Below are 15098 nucleotides of genomic sequence, written 5' to 3'. Positions count from 1 at the left end.
CGCGCGACGCTCTAGCCTGTCCCTCATGGTTTCCGACGCCGACGACTCCGCCGCCCTCCTCGCCGCCACGGAGAAGGAGGTCCTCGGCTGGCTCGAGTTCGGCGACGCCGCGCGGCATCTCGCGGACGACGTCGTCGCCACGGGCTATCGGCCCGAGCTGGTCGTCGCCATCGCCCGCGGCGGTCTGCTGCTCGCCGGAGCCGTGGCGTACGCCCTCGGCATCAAGAGCTGCGGGGCGCTGAACGTCGAGTTCTACACCGGCGTCGAGGCGCGGCTCGCCGCCCCCGTCGTGCTCCCTCCGCTCCTGGACGAGGCCTCGGTCCGCGGCAAGCGGGTCCTGCTCGTCGACGACGTGTCCGACTCCGGCCACACGCTCGCCCTGTCGGTGAAGCTGATCGAGGCCATGGGTGCCGAGGTCCGCACCGTCACGCTCTACACGAAGCCCCGCACCGTCCTCGAGCCGGACTTCTTCTGGCGCCGCACCCCGCGCTGGATCGTCTTCCCCTGGTCGGCCCTCCCCCCGGTCGACGGCGCTCTCGCGGAGGACGGCGAATGAGCGTCCACCTGATCGGCGGCGGAGGCGGGCCGGAGCACGACACCGACCTCTACGGCGCCTTCCTCGCGGAGGCGCGCGCCCGCGCCGTCGACGCGGGTCGGATCGAGGGCCCGCGCATCGCGATCGTCGTGGTGCACGACGGCCTGGGGCCCGAGGCCTACTCCGGATACGCGGCGACGCTCGCATCGGTCGGTCCGATCGAGCCGGTCGCCGTGCTCAAGCCCGAGGGCGGCCGGATCGATCCGTCCGTCTTCGACGAGGTCGACGGGATCTTCGTCGGCGGCGGGCTCACCCCCGCGTACCGCGACGCCCTCGAGGACTCGTTCGAGCGCCTGCGCGACCTGGTCTCCTCCGGCACCCCCTACGCCGGGTTCTCGGCCGGCGCCGCCATAGCGGCCGACCGGGCGATCGTCGGCGGATCCCGGATCGGAGGCGTCGTCGTGGCGCCCGAGGACGCCGCGGAGGAGCTCGACGAGGTGACGGTGCTCGAGGGCATCGGCCTGGTCGACGTCTCCATCGACGTGCACGCCGCGCAGTGGGGCACCCTCGGCCGCCTCGTGGCCGCGGTCGAGGCAGGACTCGTCGACGGCGGGGTCGCGATCGACGAGTCGACCGCTCTGACGGTCGGCACAGGAGCGCTGCGCGTCTCAGGTGCCGGGTCCGTCTGGCGCGCGAGCGCCGGCGAGACCGGGGTGCTCGTGGCCACGCTCGCCGCGAGCTGACCCGTGGATCTGCAGGAGCTGTCGGGCGCCGGCCTGATCGACGCGGGCTGGGCGTCGGCGCTGGCACCGGTGGGCCCCGACATCGCCGCGATGGGCGACTTCCTGCGCGCCGAGGTGGCCGCAGGCCGGCACTACCTGCCCGCGGGCGCGGACGTGCTCCGGGCCTTCCGCGCTCCGCTCGCCGACGTGCGCGTGCTCATCGTCGGCCAGGACCCGTACCCGACGCCGGGGCACCCGATCGGGCTCTCCTTCGCGGTCGAGCGGCACGTCCGCCCGGTGCCGCGGAGCCTCCAGAACATCTACCGCGAGCTGCGCGACGACCTCGGCGTCGCTCCTCCCGAGCACGGCGACCTCGGCGCCTGGACCAGCAGCGGCGTGATGCTGCTCAACCGCGTCCTGACCGTCGCTCCCGGCGCTCCCGCCTCGCACCGCGGGAAGGGCTGGGAGGCGGTCACCGAGCACGCGATCCGGACGCTCGCGGCACGGGACGCTCCCCTCGTCGCGATCCTCTGGGGGAGGGACGCGGCGAACCTCCGCCCGCTCCTCGGCGACGCGGGGATCGTCGAGAGCGCCCATCCGAGCCCCCTGTCGGCCTCGCGGGGCTTCTTCGGCTCGCGCCCCTTCAGCCGGGCGAACGCGCTGCTCGTCGAGCGCGGCGCCGAGCCGGTCGACTGGAGCCTGGCGGAGTGAGCGGCCGCGCCGCAGGGCCGGGCGGTGCGCCGATACGCTGGACGCTGTCCGCGCGATCGGACCGGATCGACGGAGGGGACCCCCATGCTTGAGGAAGAGTACGAGCAGCGACGCGTCCTGCCGCCGCACCTGCGGAGGACGCCTCCGCCCGAGCCCGACTTCTCGTACGAGATCCGGGAGGCGCGCGAGGAGGACCTCCCCGACATCCGCGAGATCTACAACCACTACGTGCGCAACACCGTCGTGACGTTCGACGAGGACGACTCCACGATCAAGGAGTGGCGCTCGAAGTTCAGCAGGAACCAGAAGCTCGGGCTGCCCTTCATCGTCGCGGTGTCGCCGTCGGGCCAGATCCTCGGCTACGCGATGGTCTCGCCCTGGTCCTCGAAGCGCGCGTACCGCTTCACGGTCGAGAACTCGATCTACCTCCGCGCAGCCTCCACCGGCAAAGGCCTGGGCAAGGCGCTGATGACCGAGCTGCTGGAGCGGGCGAAGGCAGTGGGCATCCGTCAGATCATGGCCGTGATCGCCGACAAGGGGGCGGAGGCGTCGCTGGCGATGCACGCGCAGTACGGCTTCGTCGAGGTGGGGCGGATGGGCCGGGTCGGCTTCAAGTTCAACCGCTGGCTCAGCACGGTGCTGCTGCAGAAGACGCTGAAGTAGACGTCCTCGCGGACACTGCGAAAGCGCCGTGCCCGTGAGAGCGGCCGACCCGTGTTCCCTACACTTGTCGGCATGGAATGGCTGGTCCCGCTCATCGTCGTCGTGGCCCTCGTGGTGATCCTCGGGATCTACCTCTGGGCGACCTACAACTCCCTGGTCACCCTCAATGTCCGGGTCGACGAGGCGTGGAGCGACATCACCGTGCAGCTGAAGCGGCGCGCGGACCTGATCCCGAACGTCATCGACTCGGTGAAGGGCTACGCCTCCCACGAGCGCCAGGTCTTCGAGCAGGTGACGCGCGCCCGGGCCGAGACGCTGTCCGCGCAGGGGCCGGCGGAGGCGTCCGTCGCCGAGGACCACATGCAGAAGGCGCTCAAGTCGATCTTCGCCGTGGCGGAGGCGTACCCGCAGCTGCAGGCGAGCCAGAACTTCCTCCAGCTCCAGGGCGAGCTCGTCGATTCCGAGGACAAGATCCAGTCGGCCCGCCGGTTCTACAACGGCGGGGTGCGCGAGATGAACACCAAGGTGAAGGTGTTCCCCAACACGCTCTTCTCGCGGCGGCTCGGCTTCTCCGAGCGGGACTTCTTCGAGGTGGACACCCTCGCCGCGATCTCGGAGCCGCCGCGCGTCCAGTTCTGAGCTCCCCGTGCGGAGGCCGGTGACCATCGTCTGAGCGGGGGAGCGGCCGTCCGGCGGCCCTAGCGCCCGGTCGGCGCGGCGAGCGGTCCGCCGCCCAGCGTCGTCAGGTACTCGTCGAACACGGGCGCGGGATCGACTCCGGTGGCGACGGCGTCGACGAGCGCTCGGCGCACCAGCGCCATCACGACCGTGGCGAGGACCGCCGCCCGGGGGGTCTCCTCGGGCTCCATCCCCATCCGCTCGGCGATCGACGGGGTGAGGGCCGCCTCGCCGTCGTGGAGGGACTGCGCCCAGACCGCGCGCATGGCGGGGGTCTCGGTGAGCAGCGGGATCAGCCGGAGCGTGCGATCGAGCTGCGGCCCGGAGGCGGCGGCGGCGAAGGCGGCGCCGAGGGCGCGGTTCAGCGGCTCGTCGGCGGGGCGTGCGAGGAGTTCACGACCCATCGCCGCGATGGCCGCGTAGAGCACGGGCCGCACGCAGTCCTCCTTGCCGCCGAGGTAGCGGTGGAAGGTCCGGAGCGAGATGCCGGCGGCGTGCGCGAGGTCGATCGAGCTGACGCCCTTCACCGTGCCGCGCTCGAGGAGGAGCCCCACGCACTTCTCGGAGAGGGCGAGCGCGATCGATCCGGAGCGTTCGTCCACCATGCCGCTCACGCTAGGACATCCGCGTGCCCGGTGCGGAGCGCGGCGAGCAGCGCCGGTGCGAGCGTGCCTCGCTCGACGATCTCGACGGCCTCGAGCCCCTGCCAGGCCGCGGCCTCGACGAGGAGCACGGCGAGCCGCTCGGCCGTGTCGGCGGGGGCGCCGGGCTCGAGCCACGCGGCCTGCACCCGCAGCACCCCCCTCTGCCGGTCGCTCTTGAGGTCGACCCGGGCGGCGAGGACGTCGTCGAGCAGCACCGGGAGGACGTAGTACCCGTGCACGCGCTTCTCGGCGGGCGTGTAGATCTCGATCCGGTAGTGGAAGCCGAAGAGCAGCTCGGCTCTCGGGCGATGCCAGACGACGGGATCGAAGGGCGAGAGCAGCGCGTCGGCGCGCAGCGTGCGCGGTCGTCGGGCGGCGGTGTGGCGCCAGAGGGCGATCGGGCGACCGGATCGCTCCCACCCGCGCACCTCCACGGGGACGAGCTCGCCGGAGTCGACGAGGTCGCGGACCGCGGCGAGCGCCGGTGCCTGCCGCAGACGGTGGTAGTCGGCGAGGTCGCCGAGCGTGCCGATGCCGTGGGCGACGGCCGAGCGGCGCACGAGCTCGCGGACGGCGTCCTGCTCGGAGACCTCGGTCTCGAGGACCTCGCGCGGCAGCATCCGCTCGGCGAGGGCGTAGGAGCGCTCGAACCGGGTGCGGCCGGCGCTCACCACCTCGCCCCAGCGGAAGAGCACCTCGAGGCCGCGCTTGATGTCGGACCAGCCCCACCACGGGCCCGTGCGGGTGTTCGACTCGTGCTCGATCTCGGAGGCGCGCAGGGGCCCGTCGGCCAGAGCCGCCCTCAGCCAGTCGAGCGTGGACCTGTTCTCGGCGGCCCACCCCTCGTGCTCGGGGAGCGCGGTGCGGCGGTAGTGCTCCATCCGCCAGCGGTAGAGCGGGACGTCGGCCCGGCGGATCAGCGCCGCCTCGTGCGCCCAGTACTCGAGGTAGTGCCCCTTCGGCGTGAAGGCGACGGCGTCGAGCAGCGCCCGGTCGTACGGTCCCAGGCGCGCGAGCAGCGGCAGGTAGTGGCTCCGCTCGAAGACGTTGACCGAGTCGAGCTGCAGAGGCCGGATGCGGTCGACGGCCTGGACGATCTGCCGAGTGCCGACGCGCGGCGGCCGCGGCGCTCCGAAGCCCTGCGCGGCGAGGGCGATGCGGCGCGCGAGGGCGGGGGAGAGCTGCTCGGTCATGGTCCGACCACGCTAGCGAAGGCCTCCGACATCGTCGTCGCGGAAGCCGCCGCCCGTCGTTCCCCGCCGGTTCACCCGGCCTTCCCCCGGTCGTCGCCGTCCGCTCCTACGGTGCCCGAGGCGAACCCGCCGGGTGCGCCGACCCGATCTCTGGAGGACCCGTGAAGACCCAGCGCCACTCGCGCATCGGCCTGGTGGCCGCAACGACCACCGCCCTCGCCCTGACCCTCTCCGCGTGCTCCGGAGACGCCACCGCCTCCTCGGAGGGCGGCGTCGACGCGTCGACCGCCACCTCCGCCGCCGATCTGGGTGGTCTCGACGCCCTGATCGAGGCGGCGAAGGCCGAGGGCGAGCTCAACGTCATCGCCCTGCCCGACAACTGGGCCAACTACGGCGAGCTCATCGCGGGCTTCGAGGAGGAGTACGGCATCACCGTGAACTCCGCCGATCCCGACATCTCCTCGGCCGAGGAGATCAGCACCGCCGAGAACCTCGCCGGTCAGGACACCGCTCCCGATGTGTTCGACCTCGGCCCCGCCGTCGCCCTCGCGAGCACCGACGTCTTCGCCCCCTACAAGGTCGAGACCTGGGACGACATCCCGGACGGGAACAAGGAGGCCACCGGTCTCTGGGTGAACGACTACACCGGGCTCATGTCGATCGGCTACGACCCCGAGGCCGTCCCCGAGCCCGAGTCGCTCGAGGACCTCCTCGGCGCGGAGTACCGCGGCTCCGTCGCGATCAACGGCGACCCGACCCAGGCCGGAGCCGCCGCAGCAGCGGTCCAGCTCGCGGCGCTGCAGTCGGGCGGCTCGGCCGACGACATCCAGCCCGGCATCGACTTCTTCGAGAAGCTCAACGACGCCGGCAACTTCCTCCCGCTCGACCCCACCGAGGCCACCATCGCCTCGGGCGAGACTCCCGTCGTCTTCGACTGGAGCTACAACAACCTCGCGGCGGGCACGGCGAACGAGGGCACCCGCGAGTGGGAGACCACCGTCCTGCCCGACGCCGCCGTGGGCAGCTACTACAACCAGGCCGTGAACGCCGACGCCCCGCACCCGGCGGCCGCCCGCCTGTGGCAGGAGTACCTCTACTCCGACGCCGCTCAGAACCTCTACCTCGCGGCCGGCGCCTACCCCGTCCGCCTCGCGGCGATGGTCGAGGCGGGAACGGTCGACCAGGAGGCGCTCGACGCCGTGGGCGAGGCCCCGAGCGACCTGGTGCAGTTCACCGAGGAGCAGACGGGAGCCGCCTCCGCGCTGCTCGCCGAGAAGTGGCCGTCGGCGATCCAGTGACGACCGCCGCCGTCCGCGCCGCGCCCGGGACCCGCGCGTCCCGGGCGCGGCGCGGCGTCCCCCAGGTCCTGGGCGTCGCGCCGTTCGCGGTCTACGTCCTGCTGTTCCTCGCCGTGCCGACCGTGCTCGCGGTCGCCACCGGCTTCGTCGACGGGGAGGGGCGGCCCACCGCCGCCAACCTGCTCGCACTGGGCGATCCGGTCGTCCTCTCGGCCTTCGGGGCCTCACTCGGCCTCTCCGCGTTCACCGCGGTCGTCGGCGCCGTGCTCGGCGCGATCGTCTGCCTCGCCCTCGTCGGCTCGGACCCGCGCGGTCCGCTCCGCTCGGTCGTGGACGCGGCCGCCGGCGTGCTCGCCCAGTTCGGCGGCGTCATGCTCGCCTTCGCGTTCATCGCGACGATCGGCGTGCAGGGGCTCGTCACCACCCTCCTCGCCGGGATCGGTGTCGACCTCTACGCCGACGGGGTCTGGCTCTACCAGGTGGTCGGCCTCGTGCTCCCGTACCTCTACTTCCAGGTGCCGCTCATGGTCCTGACCTTCCTGCCCGCCCTCGAAGGACTGCGCCCGGAATGGGCGGAGGCGAGTGCGGTGCTCGGCGGCGGACGGGCGACGTACTGGTGGCGGGTGGCCGTGCCGGTGCTCGCCCCGTCCTTCCTCGGCTCGGTGCTGCTGCTCTTCGCGAACGCCTTCTCGTCCTTCGCCACGGCGGCTGCGCTGATCAGCCAGGGCGCGCAGATCGTGCCGCTGCAGATCCGCGCCGCCCTCGTCTCCGAGACCGTCCTGGGCCGCGAGAACATGGCAGGGGCGCTGGCGCTCGGCATGCTCGTGGTCATGGTGGTGCTGATGACGGGCTACTCGCTGCTGCAGCGCCGTGCGCGGCGGTGGCAGCGATGACCCGCCCTCTCGCCCGGCTGGTGCTGATCGTCACGGGGATCGTCTTCGCCGTGCCGTTGATCGCGATGGCCGAGTTCACGCTCCGCGGTGCAGGAGGCTACGACCTCTCCCACTGGGCGGCGATCGTCGATCCGGCCAACGAGCGCGGCTACCGCTCCCTGTTCCAGGGCATCGGCAACTCGCTGCTGCTGGCGGTCGTGACCGCGCTGCTCGTGCTGGTGCTCCTGGTGCCGACGATGCTGCTCGTCGAGATCCGCGTTCCGCGGCTGCGGCGTCCGCTCGAGCTCGTCTGCCTGCTCCCGCTGACCGTCCCGGCCATCGTGCTCGTCGTGGGGCTCGCTCCGGTCTACTCCGTCGTCACCCGCGTCGCCGGGTCCGCCCCGTGGACTCTCGCGCTCGCCTACGGGGTCCTGGTGCTGCCGTACGCGTACCGCGCCGTCGCCGCCGACCTCTCGGGGCTCGACGCCGTCACCCTCTCGGAGGCGGCGCGCTCGCTCGGCGCCGGATGGTGGACCGTGCTGGTGCGGGTGCTGCTGCCCAACCTCCGGCGCGGGCTCGTGGCCGCCGCTCTCATCACCGTGGCGGTGGTCCTCGGCGAGTACACGGTCGCGTCGCTCCTCAGCCGCACGACGCTGCAGACCGGTCTCGTGCAGGTCTCGCGCTCGGACGCCTTCACGGCCGTCGTCTTCTCTCTCCTCTCCCTCCTCTTCGCGTTCGCGCTGCTGCTCGGGATCGGCCGTCTTGCACGGATCGGCCTCCCGCTCGGCGCGGCACCCTCCTCGAAAGGCGCCGCATGAGCGCGCAGTCCCCGACCACCCCGGGCGCCCGGGTGTCGTTCGTCGACGTCGTCAAGCAGTACGGATCCGCGCGCGCGCTCGACGGCGTCTCGTTCGACGTCGCGCCGGGCGAGTTCGTGGCCCTGCTCGGGCCCTCCGGCTGCGGGAAGACCACGGCCCTGCGCGCTCTGAGCGGTCTCGAGCGGATCGACTCGGGACGGATCCTCGTCGACGGCGACGACGTGTCGGGCACCCCGGTCGCCCGCCGCGACATGGGCATGGTGTTCCAGTCGTACTCGCTCTTCCCGCACCTGCGCGCCCGCGAGAACGTCGAGTTCGGCCTGCGCACCCGCGGTGTCGCTGCCGCGGAGCGTCGTGCCCGAGCCGAGGATGCGCTCGACCTCGTCGGGCTCGGCGCACTGGGCGACCGCTACGCGCACCAGCTCTCCGGCGGGCAGCAGCAGCGCGTGGCACTGGCGCGGGCGCTCGTCACCCGCCCCCGGGTGCTCCTGCTCGACGAGCCCCTCTCGGCGCTCGACGCCAAGGTCCGCGTGCAGCTGCGCGACGAGATCCGGCGCATCCAGACCGAGGTGGGCATCACCACGTTCTTCGTGACGCACGACCAGGAGGAGGCGCTCGCCGTCGCCGACCGGGTCGCCGTGATGAGCGCGGGCCGCATCGAGCAGCTCGGCGCCCCGGAGGATCTGTACACCCGGCCGCGCACCGCGTTCGTCGCGCACTTCGTCGGCCTCTCGAACGTGCTCCCCGGCACGGTGTCGCGCGGAGCGGTCGACGTCCTCGGCGTCCGGCTGCCCCTGGTGGACGAGACGTCGCCCGAGGGCGCCGTCGAGGCGTTCCTCCGCCCCGAGGACATCCAGGTGGTCGCAGCCGGCGCCGAGGGGGCCCTGGATGCGGTCGTCGTCTCGTCGAGCTTCCTCGGCCCGGTGCGGCGCTCGACGCTGCGCACCGAGCAGGGGACGGAGCTCGTCGTGCAGCACGCGGCGAGCGGGAGACTGGAGCCCGGGCAGCGCGTCGGACTCGCGCTCTCGTCCCGCCCGGTGGCCGTGAGGGCCGCCTCCTGAGTCCTCGCAGTCGATACCGCCTCCGGAATGCACCGGGGCCTAGTCTGGGCAGATGAGACTCGGCAGGTCCCGCCGCTCCTCCGGCCCCCGCGTCGTCGACACCGCGGCGCCGCCCGTTCAGCGCGTGCCGGGTACGTCCCGTCCGGGTCCCGACTCGGCCTTCGTGAGCGACGGGATGCGCATCGCCGGGGCCTGGGCGTGGCGCGTCCTCGTGGTCGTCGCCGCGCTCGCGGTGCTGGCGCTCCTGATCATCGAGCTGCGTCTCATCGTCATCCCGCTTCTGGTCGCGATCGTCATCGCCGCACTCCTCGTGCCGTTCTCGGGCTTCCTCCAGCGGCACCGGTGGCCCAAGTGGCTCGCGATCACGGTCGCCGAGCTCGGCATCATCGTGATCATCGGCGGGCTGCTCTTCCTGGTGGTCACGCAGGTGTACCAGGGCTTCGACGACCTCAGCCGCCAGACGGTCGAGTCCTACGACGACCTCAAGGCCTGGCTCCTCGAGTCGCCGCTGCACCTCACCGAGGGCGAGATCAACCAGTACGCGCAGCAGGCGCTCACCGCTCTGCAGCAGGACTCGGGGATGCTCGTCAGCGGGGCCCTCAGCGTCGGATCGACGATCGGCCACGTGCTCACCGGCGTGCTGCTGACCCTCTTCTCGACCCTGTTCATCCTCATCGACGGCCCGAACATCTGGCGCTGGGTCGTGCGCCTCTTCCCGCACCGCGCGCGCCCCGCCGTCGACGGCGCGGGACGCGCCGGCTGGGTGACCCTCACCAACTTCGTGAAGGTGCAGATCTTCGTCGCGTTCATCGACGCCGTCGGCATCGGCGTCGGCGCCGCACTCCTCGGGGTGCCGCTGGCCATCCCGATCGGCGTCCTCGTGTTCCTGGGCTCCTTCGTGCCCGTGATCGGCGCGGTGGCGACCGGAGCTCTCGCGGTCTTCATCGCCCTCGTCTACAACGGTCCGCTCATCGCCCTGATCCTGCTGATCGTCGTCCTCGGCGTGCAGCAGCTGGAGGGGCACATCCTCCAGCCGCTCGTGATGGGATCGGCGATCAAGATCCACCCCCTGGCGGTCGTCCTCGCGGTCGCCGGCGGCTCCATCGTCGCGGGCATCGCCGGTGCCTTCTTCGCGGTGCCCTTCGTCGCGACCCTCAACGTCATGGTCAACTACGTCGCGAGCGGTGCCTGGCGCTCGCCCACCCGAACCCCCGAGAAAGTTGCCGCAGAGCATGCAGACTAGCCGCGTCGTCGGACCGTCCCTCCTCGAGTTCGAGGAGGCCCGCAGCGTGATCGCCCCCGTGATCGCGAACACCCCCATGGAGACGAGCACCTTCCTCGCCCAGGTGCTGGGCTCGCCCGTCTTCCTCAAGTGCGAGAACCTGCAGCGCACGGGCTCCTACAAGATCCGCGGAGCGGTGTTCCGGATGTCGCGCCTCTCGCCCGAGGAGCGCGCACGCGGCGTCGTGGCGGCCTCGGCCGGCAATCACGCGCAGGGGGTGGCCTACGCCGCCCGCGAGCTCGGCATCGACGCCACCATCTTCATGCCCATCGGAGTCGCCCTGCCCAAGCTGGCTGCGACCCGCGACTACGGCGCGGACGTCGTGCTGAGCGGCCACATCTTCAACGAGGCCCTCGCGGCCGCGATCGAGTTCGCCGAGCGCACCGGAGCGGTCTTCATCCCGCCGTTCGACCACCCCGACGTCGTCACGGGGCAGGGGACCATCGGCCTCGAGATCCTCGAGCAGGCTCCGGGCGTCGAGACGATCGTCGTGCCGATCGGAGGCGGCGGTCTGATCGCGGGCGTCGCCTCGGCCGCCAAGCAGAAGGCGGCCCGCGAGGGGCGCACCCTGCGCGTCATCGGGGTGCAGGCGGCGAACGCGGCCCCGTACCCGCTGTCTCTCGCAAGCGGCGAGCCGACGCTCATCACGATCACTCCGACGATCGCGGACGGCATCGCGGTGGCGATGCCCGGGACGCTCAACTTCGAGATCATCCGCGACGTCGTCGACGAGGTCGTCACGGTCGAGGACGACGACATCGCCCGCGCCCTGCTGGTCCTGCTCGAGCGCGCGAAGCTCGTCGTCGAGCCCGCCGGCGCGGTCGGCATCGCCGCGATCCTCACCGGGAAGATCCGCGATGCGGGACCGACCGCCGTGATCCTCTCGGGCGGCAACATCGACCCGCTCATGATGGAGCGCGTGATCAGCCGCGGACTCGCCGCGTCGGAGCGCTACCTCAAGATGAGCATCGGGCTGCCGGACCGCCCGGGCCAGCTCGCCCGCATCTCGGAGCTGATCTCGGAGGCGAACGCGAACGTCGTCGAGGTGCTGCACACCCGGCACGGGCGGGGCCTGCAGATCAGCGAGGTCGAGCTCGAGATCAGCGTCGAGACCCGCGGACCCGAGCACGCCGAGCGCGTCCTCCAGGTCCTCCGCGACGCCGGCTACGAGCCGCGCGTCTCCCAGAACTGACCTGCGCCACCGGAAGACGCCACCCGCCGGGCCCCTCCAGGGCCCCTCAGGTGGCGTCTCGGTCGGCGGATCGTTCTCCGGTCGTCCGTCCATAAAGCGGAGGAAGGAGTCGTACCGTCAGGTGCGGCCACCGACGACAACGCCGCGGACGGGCGACCGGAGGACGATCAGTGGCCGTTCCAGGTCTCGACGTTCACGATGCGGACCGTGATGGTCCGGCCGTTGGGAGCCTCGAAGCTGGTCGAGTCGTCGAGCTTCAGGCCCATGATCGCCGAGCCGAGCGGGCTCTGGGGGCTGTAGACGTCGAGGTCGCTCTCGCCCGCCATCTCGCGGTTGCCGAGCAGGAAGCGCGACTCGTCGCCCGCGATCTCGGCGGTGATGATCGTGCCGGCCTCGACCACTCCGTGGCTCTCGGGGGGCGTGCCGATCTCGGCCTCGCGCAGCAGCGAGGTCAGCTGCCGGATGCGCGCCTCGATCTTGCCCTGCTCGTCCTTGGCGGCGTGGTAGCCGCCGTTCTCCTTGAGATCGCCCTCCTCGCGAGCGACCTCGATCCGCTTCGCGATCTCCTCGCGTCCGGCGGTGGACAGCTCGTTCAGCTCCGCCTGGAGGCGGTCGTACGACTCCTGGGTCATCCAGGTGACCTGAGGCTGGTCGGCCATGGTGGGCTCCTCACGTGACTGCCGCGTGCAGCGCGTCCGAGCGGCGGGCCGAGGAGCTCGCACCCCGTCGTCCGTTCCGCCCGGCGCCCGGCGGCGGCGGGAAAAAGACAAGGCCCCGACGAGTCCGTCAGGGCACCCGGCAACCCTACGGGAGCCAGCAGGACGAGATCAAACCTGTGTTCGCGAGCTCGGTGGTGCGCACGGTCTCGGTGAAGGAGCGGAAGCGGTCGTCCGAGGCGGGGTACTCGACGACGAGCCAGCCCACCACGGCGGACTGCTCGTTGAGCGCCTGGACGGCGCACGCCACCTCCGTGCCGACCGGCGCGGTGAGGTCGAAGGAGACGGTCACGGTGCGGTCGTCGACGACCTGGTGCGCCGTGTCCTGGACGTCGACTCCGTCGCGTCCGCTGTCCAGGCCCGCCCAGACCACCCAGGCGGCGAAGACGGCGACGAAGGCGAGAGCGACGGCGCCGAACAGCCAGCGGTTGCCGCGGCGGGTGCGCGGCGTGCGTCCGTAGCGCGAGGCGAGGGGACCGGCCTCGCGGAACCCGTCCGGCTCGAGAGCGGTGCCGTCGGCGCCCTCCGCGATCTCGTCGCTCCGCTCGGAGCTGTCGGACGTGCGGGCGACCACGGAACTCCCTGGATGTTGCGTCTACTCTTGACGGACGACGCGCGCTCGAAGAGCCGCCGCGTCGACCCCATTAAACCCCGAGGAATCGAGCGATCGTGTCCCAGGCCGCCGAGGTCTCCGTCGATTCGGAGGTGCGGGAGGTCCCGCGCCTCCTCGCCGTGCACGCACACCCCGACGACGAGTCGAGCAAGGGCGCCGCGACCCTCGCGGCCTACGCCGACCGGGGCGCCGAGGTGATGGTCGTCTCCTGCACCGGGGGCGAGGCCGGCTCCGTGCTCAACGAGGCGCTCGCCGCCCGCGCGCACGCCGAGCGCGACATGGGCGGCCTGCGCCGCCTCGAGATGGCCGAGGCTCAGCGGATCCTCGGCGTCCAGCACACCTGGCTCGGCTTCGTCGACTCCGGCATGGAGGAGGACGGCTCCGTGCCGCCGTCGAGCTTCGCGGCGCTCCCGCTCGAGACGGCGTCCGCTCCGCTCGTGCGACTCGTCCGCCGCTTCAAGCCGCACGTGATCATCAGCTACGACGAGAACGGCGGCTACCCGCACCCGGACCACATCCGGGCGCACCAGGTCGCGATGGAGGCGTTCCGCGCCGCCGGAGAGCCCGACGAGTACCCGGGGCTCGGCGATCCGTGGTCGGTGGCGAAGCTCTACTACGACCGCGTCTTCAGCGGTCAGAAGCTGCGGGCGATCGCCGAGCACCTGCGCTCCCTCGACCCCGAGGACCCGCGCCTGGCGACCTTCGAGGAGATGAAGCGCTGGACGGACGACGCGCCCTACCTCGCGACGACCCAGGTGCTGATCTCGGGGTTCCACGACCGGAGGGACGCCGCGCTGCGCGCCCACGCCAGCCAGGTCGCTCCCGACAACGCGTTCTTCTTCCTCCCGCACGAGGCGATCGACGCCGCATGGCCCACCGACGACTTCCAGCTCGTGCAGTCGCGCGTGGACGCGCCGACCCCGGAGACCGATCTCTTCGCCGGAGTCGACGTGGCCTACCCCGTCGATGAGCAGAAGGAGGGACCCGCATGATCCCCGCCGCCGTCTCCACCGTCGTCGACGCGGCCGGTCTCGCGCTGGTCCGCGTCGCCGCCGCGACCCCGTCGCCGGCTCCGGACTTCAACGAGGACACGGTGACGCCCGGTCTCTTCGGCTTCATCACGATGCTCGTGATCGCCGTGGCCGCGGTGCTCCTCGCCCTGGACATGGTGCGCCGCGTGCGCCGGACAACCTACCGCGAGCAGGTGGCGGAGCGGCTCGATGCCGAGGAGCGCGAGCGCGACGCCGCAGCGGCCCGGGAGCGACCCGAGGGCCCTTCCGCCGACCGCTGACGCGGACTCAACCCCCGTTGTACGCGGGGTCGATCGAGATCAGCAGCGCCGCGGTCCAGTGGCACAGGAACGCCACCGCGGTGAGAGCGTGGAAGATCTCGTGGAAGCCGAAGACGCCGGGAACGGGGTTGGGCCGCTTGATCCCGTAGACGACGGCTCCGACCGTGTAGCAGAGCCCGCCGACGATGACGAGGACCATCATCGTCGCGCTCGCCTCGAGGAGGGGTCCGAGGTACATCACGGCCGCCCAGCCCAGGAGGAGGTAGAGCGGCACGTAGAGCCAGCGCGGCGCCGAGATCCAGAAGACCCGGAAGCCGATCCCCAGCAGCGCGCCCGACCAGACGAGCACGAGGAGCAGCGTGCCCTGCTCGGGCGGCAGGGCGAGCACGGCGAGCGGCGTGTAGGTGCCCGCGATGAGCAGGAAGATGTTGGCGTGATCGATCCGCTTCAGGATCATCTTCGTCCTCGGCTGCCAGTCGAAACGGTGGTACAGCGCCGAGTTCCCGAAGAGCAGCAGCGACGAGGTCGCGAAGACCACCGCGGCCCACTTCGCCGCGGCACCCTCGGCCACCCCGACGAGGACGGCGCCCGCGACGATCGCGAGCGGGAACAGTCCCGCGTGGATCCAGCCGCGCCAGGTGGGCTTCGCGTCGAGGACCGCGCCGTTCTCGATCTCGTCGTCGACGAGCGGGACGTTGGGGAGATCCGGTCCTGAGGCGTCGTCCCGCGCCACCGCGTCGTCCCCAGCGGGCGAGGACCGGCGAGCCGGATCGGGGGCGGGGGGCGTCGGCCGGTGGCTCATACGGCCC

The 15098-nt window shown here is 72.1% G+C and carries 18 protein-coding genes; 13 read left to right on the top strand and 5 right to left on the bottom strand.

The genetic code is table 11. The features are described from left to right. Positions 1-25 precede the first annotated feature (25 nt). The 5 genes from IOC53_RS08975 (at position 26) to IOC53_RS08955 (ending at position 3270) form a co-directional block, all read left to right on the top strand. A complete protein-coding gene (locus tag IOC53_RS08975; RefSeq protein WP_207404886.1) occupies positions 26-556 on the top strand; it encodes a phosphoribosyltransferase in 531 nt (176 codons plus the stop codon). Further along, positions 553-1278 carry a Type 1 glutamine amidotransferase-like domain-containing protein gene (locus IOC53_RS08970; RefSeq protein ID WP_207404884.1) on the top strand — a complete coding sequence of 242 codons (726 nt, stop codon included), beginning with the start codon at positions 553-555 and terminating at the stop codon, positions 1276-1278. The genes IOC53_RS08975 and IOC53_RS08970 overlap by 4 nt, the downstream gene beginning before the upstream one ends. 3 nt (positions 1279-1281) lie before the next feature. After that, positions 1282-1968 (top strand): uracil-DNA glycosylase, encoded by a 687-nt coding sequence (locus tag IOC53_RS08965; protein ID WP_207404882.1) that lies wholly within the window; start codon positions 1282-1284, stop codon positions 1966-1968. A gap of 84 nt (positions 1969-2052) precedes the next feature. Next, positions 2053-2631 (top strand): GNAT family N-acetyltransferase, encoded by a 579-nt coding sequence (locus IOC53_RS08960; RefSeq protein ID WP_207404880.1) that lies wholly within the window; start codon positions 2053-2055, stop codon positions 2629-2631. A gap of 72 nt (positions 2632-2703) precedes the next feature. Continuing rightward, entirely contained in the window at positions 2704-3270 is a 567-nt protein-coding gene (locus IOC53_RS08955; protein ID WP_207404878.1) for a LemA family protein, read from the top strand. 59 nt (positions 3271-3329) lie between these two features. Here IOC53_RS08955 and IOC53_RS08950 read toward each other — a convergent pair whose 3' ends face one another. Then, positions 3330-3914 carry a TetR/AcrR family transcriptional regulator gene (locus tag IOC53_RS08950; RefSeq protein ID WP_207404876.1) on the bottom strand — a complete coding sequence of 195 codons (585 nt, stop codon included), beginning with the start codon at positions 3912-3914 and terminating at the stop codon, positions 3330-3332. A 5-nt stretch (positions 3915-3919) separates the two neighbouring features. Then, positions 3920-5146, bottom strand: coding sequence for a winged helix-turn-helix domain-containing protein (locus tag IOC53_RS08945; protein ID WP_207404874.1), 1227 nt, complete (start codon positions 5144-5146; stop codon positions 3920-3922). A gap of 161 nt (positions 5147-5307) precedes the next feature. On the opposite strand from IOC53_RS08945, the gene IOC53_RS08940 reads away from it, so the two are divergent. Genes IOC53_RS08940 through ilvA form a run of 6 tightly spaced genes read left to right on the top strand, consistent with a single transcriptional unit; the run spans position 5308 to position 11669 of the window. Next, on the top strand, positions 5308-6444 hold the full coding sequence (locus IOC53_RS08940; RefSeq protein WP_207404872.1) for an ABC transporter substrate-binding protein: 1137 nt from the start codon (positions 5308-5310) through the stop codon (positions 6442-6444). Beyond that, entirely contained in the window at positions 6441-7337 is an 897-nt protein-coding gene (locus tag IOC53_RS08935; RefSeq protein WP_207404870.1) for an ABC transporter permease subunit, read from the top strand. The genes IOC53_RS08940 and IOC53_RS08935 overlap by 4 nt, the downstream gene beginning before the upstream one ends. After that, on the top strand, positions 7334-8134 hold the full coding sequence (locus tag IOC53_RS08930) for an ABC transporter permease (RefSeq protein ID WP_207404867.1): 801 nt from the start codon (positions 7334-7336) through the stop codon (positions 8132-8134). Before IOC53_RS08935 ends, IOC53_RS08930 begins: the two co-directional genes overlap by 4 nt. Further along, entirely contained in the window at positions 8131-9195 is a 1065-nt protein-coding gene (locus IOC53_RS08925; protein WP_207404865.1) for an ABC transporter ATP-binding protein, read from the top strand. The genes IOC53_RS08930 and IOC53_RS08925 overlap by 4 nt, the downstream gene beginning before the upstream one ends. Positions 9196-9247: 52 nt before the next feature. Then, positions 9248-10438 (top strand): AI-2E family transporter, encoded by a 1191-nt coding sequence (locus tag IOC53_RS08920; RefSeq protein ID WP_207404863.1) that lies wholly within the window; start codon positions 9248-9250, stop codon positions 10436-10438. Further along, positions 10428-11669 (top strand): threonine ammonia-lyase, encoded by a 1242-nt coding sequence (gene ilvA, locus IOC53_RS08915; protein WP_207404861.1) that lies wholly within the window; start codon positions 10428-10430, stop codon positions 11667-11669. Before IOC53_RS08920 ends, ilvA begins: the two co-directional genes overlap by 11 nt. A 167-nt stretch (positions 11670-11836) precedes the next feature. Here ilvA and greA read toward each other — a convergent pair whose 3' ends face one another. Next, positions 11837-12328, bottom strand: coding sequence for a transcription elongation factor GreA (gene greA / locus IOC53_RS08910; RefSeq protein WP_207404859.1), 492 nt, complete (start codon positions 12326-12328; stop codon positions 11837-11839). Positions 12329-12473: 145 nt separating this feature from the next. Next, positions 12474-12959 (bottom strand): DUF4307 domain-containing protein, encoded by a 486-nt coding sequence (locus IOC53_RS08905; protein ID WP_307786129.1) that lies wholly within the window; start codon positions 12957-12959, stop codon positions 12474-12476. A gap of 95 nt (positions 12960-13054) precedes the next feature. Here IOC53_RS08905 and mca point away from each other — a divergent pair, with 95 nt between their 5' ends. After that, positions 13055-13990: a mycothiol conjugate amidase Mca gene (gene mca / locus IOC53_RS08900; RefSeq protein ID WP_307786128.1), complete on the top strand. Its 936-nt coding sequence runs from the start codon at positions 13055-13057 to the stop codon at positions 13988-13990. Beyond that, positions 13987-14289 (top strand): hypothetical protein, encoded by a 303-nt coding sequence (locus IOC53_RS08895; protein WP_207404857.1) that lies wholly within the window; start codon positions 13987-13989, stop codon positions 14287-14289. The genes mca and IOC53_RS08895 overlap by 4 nt, the downstream gene beginning before the upstream one ends. 7 nt (positions 14290-14296) lie before the next feature. Here the strand turns inward: IOC53_RS08895 and IOC53_RS08890 are convergent, their stop codons facing one another. Then, positions 14297-15091 carry a hemolysin III family protein gene (locus IOC53_RS08890; protein WP_207404855.1) on the bottom strand — a complete coding sequence of 265 codons (795 nt, stop codon included), beginning with the start codon at positions 15089-15091 and terminating at the stop codon, positions 14297-14299. Between the last annotated feature and the right edge of the window lie 7 nt (positions 15092-15098).

The sequence above is a fragment of the Rathayibacter sp. SD072 genome, assembly GCF_017355185.1.
Taxonomy (GTDB): Bacteria; Actinomycetota; Actinomycetes; order Actinomycetales; family Microbacteriaceae; genus Rathayibacter.
The sequence above is the reverse complement of the archived record's forward strand: the minus strand, read 5'-3'. Positions and strand labels throughout refer to the sequence as shown.

Bases quoted from the DNA above. Each gene is read 5' to 3' on its own strand.
- IOC53_RS08975 (WP_207404886.1), top strand. From the start codon at position 26: ATGGTTTCCGACGCCGACGACTCCGCCGCCCTCCTCGCCGCCACGGAG.
- IOC53_RS08970 (WP_207404884.1), top strand. From the start codon at position 553: ATGAGCGTCCACCTGATCGGCGGCGGAGGCGGGCCGGAGCACGACACC.
- IOC53_RS08960 (WP_207404880.1), top strand. From the start codon at position 2,053: ATGCTTGAGGAAGAGTACGAGCAGCGACGCGTCCTGCCGCCGCACCTG.
- IOC53_RS08955 (WP_207404878.1), top strand. From the start codon at position 2,704: ATGGAATGGCTGGTCCCGCTCATCGTCGTCGTGGCCCTCGTGGTGATC.
- IOC53_RS08950 (WP_207404876.1), bottom strand. From the start codon at position 3,914: ATGGTGGACGAACGCTCCGGATCGATCGCGCTCGCCCTCTCCGAGAAG.
- IOC53_RS08945 (WP_207404874.1), bottom strand. From the start codon at position 5,146: ATGACCGAGCAGCTCTCCCCCGCCCTCGCGCGCCGCATCGCCCTCGCC.
- IOC53_RS08930 (WP_207404867.1), top strand. From the start codon at position 7,334: ATGACCCGCCCTCTCGCCCGGCTGGTGCTGATCGTCACGGGGATCGTC.
- IOC53_RS08925 (WP_207404865.1), top strand. From the start codon at position 8,131: ATGAGCGCGCAGTCCCCGACCACCCCGGGCGCCCGGGTGTCGTTCGTC.
- IOC53_RS08920 (WP_207404863.1), top strand. From the start codon at position 9,248: ATGAGACTCGGCAGGTCCCGCCGCTCCTCCGGCCCCCGCGTCGTCGAC.
- ilvA (WP_207404861.1), top strand. From the start codon at position 10,428: ATGCAGACTAGCCGCGTCGTCGGACCGTCCCTCCTCGAGTTCGAGGAG.
- greA (WP_207404859.1), bottom strand. From the start codon at position 12,328: ATGGCCGACCAGCCTCAGGTCACCTGGATGACCCAGGAGTCGTACGAC.
- IOC53_RS08895 (WP_207404857.1), top strand. From the start codon at position 13,987: ATGATCCCCGCCGCCGTCTCCACCGTCGTCGACGCGGCCGGTCTCGCG.
- IOC53_RS08890 (WP_207404855.1), bottom strand. From the start codon at position 15,091: ATGAGCCACCGGCCGACGCCCCCCGCCCCCGATCCGGCTCGCCGGTCC.